The organism is Cellvibrio sp. (genome assembly GCF_053579595.1).
Map to the genome: position 1 here is coordinate 1 of NZ_JBRFPI010000251.1, position 6,844 is coordinate 6,844.

Consider the following 6,844-nt stretch of genomic DNA (forward strand, 5'->3'; position numbering starts at 1 on the left):
GCCAACGATATGGTCAATACCATGGGGATCAGTTTTGCACAGCGGTTGATGGAATCGACGGGCGCAAGTGCCGGCGATGTGGCGAAAGCTTATGTGATTGCGCGCGATATTTATGCAATGCCGGAATTTTTAGCTGCACTCGATGCCGCTGGCACTGCCGTACCTGCCGAGCGGCAGTTGCAGTTGATCAATATGATGATGCGTAAAATCCGCCGTGCCGCGCGCTGGTTTTTACGCAATCGCCGCAGCTACTTAAACCCGACGAGCGAAGTGGAATTGTTTGCTACAGGCATGCAAAAAATTAATGCGCAATTACCAGATTTGTTGGTGGGTGATGCATTAACAGAATGGCAGGAGTCGGTGCAGAAACTGCGCGCCTTTGGCCTGTCCGATAATCTGGTCAGCTGCGTAGCGCGCCCGGCTGATTTATATTCAGGGTTAAGTGTGGTGGAGGCAGCGCGTATCGCCAATCAGGATATTAACCAACTCGCCAAAATTTATTTTGCGTTGGGTAATTATTTGAGTTTGCCCTGGTTTTCTAACCAAATTTCCAATTTACCGGTCGATAACTTCTGGCAAGCTATGGCGCGGGAGACTTATCTGGGAGATCTGGAATCGCAATTGCGCAGCTTGAGTGTGTCACTCATCCGTTTTATGGATGAGCGTTTGTCGCTGGATGAGTTGATCCAACGCTGGAGTAATCAGCATCAATTACTCATCTCACGTTGGAAAACCATGGTGAATGAATTGCAGGCAGTAAATGGCACTGACTTTGCGATGGTGGCGGTGGCTCTGCGCGATTTGCTCGACCTTGCACAGGCGAGTCAGCACTGTGAGGCACTGGATAATTGCCCTTTGCCGGAATAACCCTATCGTTTTTTTAACAAGAGATTTATTTTTTGAAAAGTATCATCGTGAATTTGTCTATTTCCACGGAAGAGTTTCAACGTTTGTATGAGGGTAGCGTTAAAACCGTTTTCGCTCACAGTATTGACGGTCGCAGTATTCGTTTCCCGGCAGGGATCCTGCGGCCCTTTGTATTGCACAACGGGATTCGCGGTACCTTTCAAATCGATTTTGATGATGACAATCGCTTTCAGTCTATTCATCGATTAGCGTAGCCTTTGGTGTATTCAGTAGTGCAAGAAAAGGGCAAGGTTTGGGGTGCGTTGTACCCGTTAATCCAGTATCCTTGCCGCCTTGTTTATCGTCACCCATCCAGACCGCTAAAGAGCCTGCCATGTACCACATTATCCGCGATCTTTTATTCCGCCTCGATGCTGAAACTTCCCACGAACTTAGCCTGGATCTTCTGGGCGCTGCTGAGCGTTTGCGTTTACTGGGATTGCTGACCCCTAGTGTTCCCAGCGCACCGGTAAACGTGATGGGGCTGACCTTTGATAACCCCGTGGGTATGGCGGCTGGGCTGGATAAAAACGGCGATTACTTCAATGCGTTGGGCGCCATGGGTTTTGGCTTTGTGGAGATAGGTACCATTACCCCGCGCGCGCAGCCGGGCAATCCTCAGCCGCGTTTGTTTCGTATCCCGGAAGCCCAGGCGATTATTAATCGAATGGGGTTTAACAATAAGGGCGTAGATCATTTGGTCGCGCAGGTTAAACACCGTCGCTACAAAGGCGTGTTGGGGATCAATATCGGCAAGAACGCCACTACCCCTGTGGAAAATGCGGTCGATGATTACCTGATTTGCTTGCGTAAGGTCTATGACCACGCGGATTACATAACCGTGAATATCTCATCGCCTAACACTCCCGGGTTGCGCAACCTCCAATTTGGCGATTCGCTCTCCCAGTTGCTGGCACCGCTGAAAAAAGAACAAGCGCTGCTACAACAGGCGACTGGTCGTTATGTACCTATCGCAGTAAAAATTGCACCGGATATGGATGAAGGTGAAATCCATCAAGTTGCCGGCGTTCTCCTGCAGGAAGGGATGGACGGCGTGATTGCCACTAACACCACCATCACCCGCGTAGGTGTAGAAGAATATGAGAATGGCAGTGAAACCGGCGGTTTGAGCGGTTTACCCGTGCGCGACAAGAGCACCTATGTGATAAAAACGCTCAGTTCCTGTCTGGGCGGAAAATTGCCAATTATCGGTGTGGGCGGGATTTTTGATGGCGCAAGCGCCGCCGATAAAATCCGCGCCGGCGCCAGCTTGGTACAGATCTACAGTGGTTTTATTTATGAGGGGCCGAGCTTGATTGGCCGGGCTGCAGCTGGAATTGCCAGTTATCACAAAGGGCTGTGATTCCATTTTTTAAGCCACTAAAACAGCGAAGCCCGCAAGAGCGGGCTTATAGAATCAAAAATGATTTAGCTGGGAAAATTCTGTTGGTCTTGCGTTGAAAGTTAGCCACTCATGGCCATGGGTTGGATGTTGTTTACTTTTTGAACCTGTGCCAAACGACTATAGCCGTCCCACTGATCGATGCGTGATTCGCGCCAGCCGTTTAGCCATTGCTGGCGGGCTTGGCCGGTCTCATGGGGACAAAGGCTTTTGGAACGCCCATCAATACCTGCTTGATACCCTTTAACAAATGCGCGTTCTGTTTGGTCACGTTTTTGACGTTTCATCAGTTATTGCACCTCTATATTGTGGTTTATCGATAGGGTGTTACTTATCGACGGAAGCGGTCTTGCGGATGTCTATCTGGTTTTTAGATTCTCCTTAGCATTAACGGGTTGGGTGAGTACACCAGATTTAAACGGTGTCGTGAACGATTAATTTTTTATACATAGGCCGTTCTATATGGCATATCGGCCTAGCAAATGTATTTGACAACTTAATGACAAACACCTTCTTTTAGTCAGGTGCCATTCAGAAAAGTTCATCCTGAAAGCCATTTTTTGGAAAATCCCTTGTTGGAAAGCGTAATGACACATCAATATTTCGCCACTTGCCCCAAAGGCTTGGAAGGCTTGCTCTACACCGAACTGCAAACCCTTGGCGCAGAAGACATGCGCGAGACGGTCGCCGGTATCTATTTCTCGGGCGAGATCGAAATGGCCTACCGTGCCTGCCTTTGGTCGCGTCTAGCTAATAAAATCCTGCTGCCACTAGCAAGCTTTGAAGCCGATAGTCAGGAAGAACTTTATGATGGTGTACGCGAACTGCGTTGGGAGGAGCATTTAAGCCCGAATGGTACTTTGTTGGTGGATTTTATCGGTACCAATGACACTATCCGCAACACCCAGTTTGGTGCGGTGAAAGTAAAAGATGCAATTGTGGATTGCCTGCGCGATTTCAGCGGCGAACGCCCCTCCGTCGCCAAGCGCGACCCGGATTTGCGGGTGAATGTGCGTTTATCCAAAAGCAAAGTAATCGTTAGTATCGATCTCTCAGGCGACAGCCTGCATCGCCGCGGCTACCGTGTGAAGCAGGGCAGTGCACCCATGAAAGAAAACCTCGCTGCCGGGATATTGATCCGTGCTGGCTGGCCGGAGATAGCGTCGCAAGGTGGTGCACTGCTAGACCCTATGTGCGGCTCTGGAACTATCCTGATTGAAGCCGCATTGATCGCTGCGGATATTGCTCCGGGTTTATTGCGCGGCAGTTTTGGTTTCGAACGCTGGCTCAATCATCGTAATGACATTTGGCTGGAGTTACGTGAAGAAGCGTTTGCGCGCAAAAAAGCAGGTCTTGCGCGCGAAAATCTGCCAGAAATTCGTGGCTATGATGCGGATGTCAATGTTATTCGTGCAGCGGAAGACAATATTGTCAGCGCCGAATTGGATCATTGGTTGCGTGTGAGCCGTAAAGAATTAAAAGATTTTGTAAAACCTACGCACAAGGCGATGGATTTTGGCATCGTCATCAGCAACCCACCTTACGGTGAACGTTTGGGTGAAATTGAATCGCTGAAATTATTGTATGCCCATTTGGGCGAGCGTTTACGCAATGAATTCCAGGGGTGGCGCGCGGGCGTATTTACCGGCAATCCTGAGCTCGGTAAACAAATGGGTTTGCGTGCGGATAAAAAATACAAATTTTTTAACGGCACTATCGCAAGTGAATTGTTGATGTTCAGCATCAGTAGCGAAGCGTTTGTACAAAGTCGCGTCGAGCAGGATGCGCGCTTCAGTAAAGACGATGAAGAGCGTAAAGAAGCTGAAGCACGCGTTAAAATCGAAAACAAAAAAGAGCAAGCTGATGCACTCTCTAATGGTGCGCAGATGTTAGTGAATCGCCTGCAAAAAAATCTCAAACAATTGGAGAAGTGGGCGAAGAAAAACGACATTAGTTGCTATCGTCTATATGATGCCGATATGCCGGAATATTCGGCAGCGATTGATATTTATCGCGGCCAAACCCAGCCCAATCGTGCACCGCAACTTTACGCCCATGTGCAGGAATACGCTGCGCCGAAATCTGTTGATGAAGACAGAGCTGCTGCGCGCTTTATGGAAATTGAGCAAGCGGTTCCGTTTGCACTGGATCTACTCGCCTCCAATATCAGTTACAAACAGCGCCGCCGCAACAAAGGTACCAGCCAGTACGAAAAAATCAGCGAGCGTCCAACCGGCGATGTATTCAGTGTGCAGGAAGGGCAAGCGAAGCTGCACATTAATATGTGGCAGTATTTGGATACGGGTTTGTTTCTCGATCACCGCCCGGTGCGTTTGATGATTGCGGATCTGGCCAAAGATAAACGCTTTTTAAATTTATTCTGTTACACCGCAACCGCGAGTGTGCACGCGGCTATGGCCGGTGCGCGTTATACGGTAAGCGTGGATATGTCCAATACTTATCTAAACTGGGCGCGTAAAAATTATGCGTTAAATGGTTTGAGTGAATCGCGCAACCGTTTGGAGCAAGCCGATTGTTTAAAATGGCTGGAAGATAACGACCAACAATTTGATCTGATTTTGCTTGACCCTCCAAGCTTCTCTAACTCAAAACGCATGGAAGATGTATTGGATGTACAGCGCGATCATGTCAGCATGATTAACAATGCGATGCGCTCGTTAGCGGAAGACGGCACCCTGATTTTCTCCAACAACCTGCGCAGTTTTAAACTGGATGCTGATGCATTGAGTGCATACACCATCAAGGATATTAGTGCGAAAACAATTGATGAGGATTTTAAGCGCAATCCTAAAATCCATCAGTGTTGGTTGATTACCCACTAGTCCCACTAAAGGTTAATCTTATGCGCTACGCCTGGCTCAGTATTTCCATTCTGTGTGTACTGACCGCTAGCGCAAAGGCCGACCAATTCTGCTTTGCCCTCGCTGAAACCTATTACGAACAAGTCTACTGCCAGTTGCAAGCCAAGGCGCAAACCAAAGGCTTACCGCCCTTTAATCAATTCAAAAAAAATAACGAAGCGGTGCAAGCGTCTTTGCTAAAACGGCCAGCGGAGCGCAACAGAATTAAATTACCTGTGCGCAAGATCCAACCTCCGATAACAACTGTTGCCCCGCCAAAAATAATTAATAAGCCACAGGTTAACCTGCTGGAAGCTGTTGTAAATGAACCAGATGCTAATCTATTGCGTAGTATTTCAGCTGAATCAAAAAATGCCGTGGGTTGTGAATTACTTGCCAAACAGATCCGCTGTGCAAGTCAGGTATTCAAACTGATTGGCAACAAAGCCAATCATCGCTTGGCAAATAATGCCTTATCAATCGACAACAAAATGGATTTGCCGCGGTATCAAGGCGGCGCCTTGAGTCAGTATCTCGGCCATGCTTATGCGCGCTACGTTGCTAAAATGTGCGACATTGGTCTTTGCGGTGTCACAATGACTTACGGAAAATTTGCGTATCTTTATCAGGATTTACACAGCAAGGGTTTGGATTTTCCCCAGCGCTTTGAAATTATGTATGGCTTTCTGAAAAAAGATAAGGCGAATATGGGCGTGAGCGAGTCATCCCGTGTTCCGCAAGGTTTATCAGTGCAGGATTGCGGTGCGCTTACTGATACTCGCTATGTCTGCGACTATCAGGGTAGAAATTATATTTTTGAGTTGCAGTAACAAATCCTATTGGCGCAAGTCTATAAGCCAACCATCTTGTCTATCGAGGTCAGTATGCTGATCAAAAAGCCCAGTGATATTCCATCTTCTGAAATTACCCCCGAGCGTATTTATAATGCCCGGCGCGATTTTATGCGTGGTGCCATGAGCGTCGCCGCCCTCGGCGTTGGTGCGAGTGCAGTCGGCGTACTTGCTGCCCCCACACAGGTAGCTGATAAGGATTTACCCGGTCCGGAGTGGTTAAAAAAGCAGATTGCCGGTGCTAACGCCAATCAGGAAAAAATCAGCGAAGCCCTGACGCCCTACGAGCACATCGCCGGGCATAACAACTTTTACGAATATGGTTACGATAAAACTGATCCCGCCGCTAAAGCCCATATATTAAAGCCGCATCCGTGGACAGTTGAGATCGTTGGTGAGGTTAATAAACCCGGCACTTTTGGCTTGGAAGATTTATTAAAAGGCGTGACACTGGAAGAGCGAATTTATCGCCTGCGCTGTGTTGAGGCCTGGTCGATGGTGGTGCCTTGGGTTGGATTCTCACTCGCTGATTTAATCAAGCGCGTCGAACCGACCAGCAAAGCAAAATATATTGCTTTCACAACACTCGAACGTCCGTCCGAAATGCCTGAACAAAAAAGCCGGTTTAGCACGATTGATTGGCCTTATCGTGAAGGTTTACGGATGGATGAAGCTATGCATCCGTTAACAACCTTGGCGGTTGGTTTGTATGGCAAGGTGTTGCCTAATCAAAATGGTGCGCCCTTGCGTTTGGTGGTGCCCTGGATATACGGTTTTAAATACATCAAATCGATTGTGAAAATTGAATTTACTGAAAAACAACC

Annotated in this window: 6 protein-coding genes and 1 pseudogene; 6 read left to right on the plus strand and 1 reads right to left on the minus strand. The window is 48.1% G+C overall.

What is annotated here, in order from left to right:
• The 3 genes and pseudogenes from ACWA6V_RS14720 to ACWA6V_RS14730 form a co-directional block, all read left to right on the plus strand.
• Positions 1-867 (plus strand): annotated as a pseudogene (locus ACWA6V_RS14720) (NAD-glutamate dehydrogenase); the annotation flags it as partial.
• 32 nt (positions 868-899) lie between these two features.
• Complete coding sequence (locus ACWA6V_RS14725; RefSeq protein ID WP_449523201.1) at positions 900-1,121, plus strand: DUF2835 domain-containing protein; 222 nt, start codon at positions 900-902, stop codon at positions 1,119-1,121.
• A gap of 119 nt (positions 1,122-1,240) precedes the next feature.
• Positions 1,241-2,269: a quinone-dependent dihydroorotate dehydrogenase gene (locus tag ACWA6V_RS14730; protein WP_449523202.1), complete on the plus strand. Its 1,029-nt coding sequence runs from the start codon at positions 1,241-1,243 to the stop codon at positions 2,267-2,269.
• 101 nt (positions 2,270-2,370) lie between these two features.
• On the opposite strand, the gene rmf is transcribed toward ACWA6V_RS14730, so the two are convergent.
• Positions 2,371-2,595, minus strand: coding sequence for a ribosome modulation factor (gene rmf / locus ACWA6V_RS14735; RefSeq protein WP_007641871.1), 225 nt, complete (start codon positions 2,593-2,595; stop codon positions 2,371-2,373).
• A gap of 300 nt (positions 2,596-2,895) precedes the next feature.
• Here rmf and rlmKL point away from each other — a divergent pair, with 300 nt between their 5' ends.
• The 3 genes from rlmKL to msrP all read left to right on the plus strand — a co-directional run.
• Positions 2,896-5,151 (plus strand): bifunctional 23S rRNA (guanine(2069)-N(7))-methyltransferase RlmK/23S rRNA (guanine(2445)-N(2))-methyltransferase RlmL, encoded by a 2,256-nt coding sequence (rlmKL, locus tag ACWA6V_RS14740; RefSeq protein ID WP_449523203.1) that lies wholly within the window; start codon positions 2,896-2,898, stop codon positions 5,149-5,151.
• A 20-nt stretch (positions 5,152-5,171) separates the two neighbouring features.
• Positions 5,172-5,999: a hypothetical protein gene (locus ACWA6V_RS14745; protein WP_449523204.1), complete on the plus strand. Its 828-nt coding sequence runs from the start codon at positions 5,172-5,174 to the stop codon at positions 5,997-5,999.
• A 54-nt stretch (positions 6,000-6,053) separates the two neighbouring features.
• The coding region (gene msrP / locus ACWA6V_RS14750; protein ID WP_449523205.1) for a protein-methionine-sulfoxide reductase catalytic subunit MsrP at positions 6,054-6,844 on the plus strand (791 nt) is incomplete at its 3' end.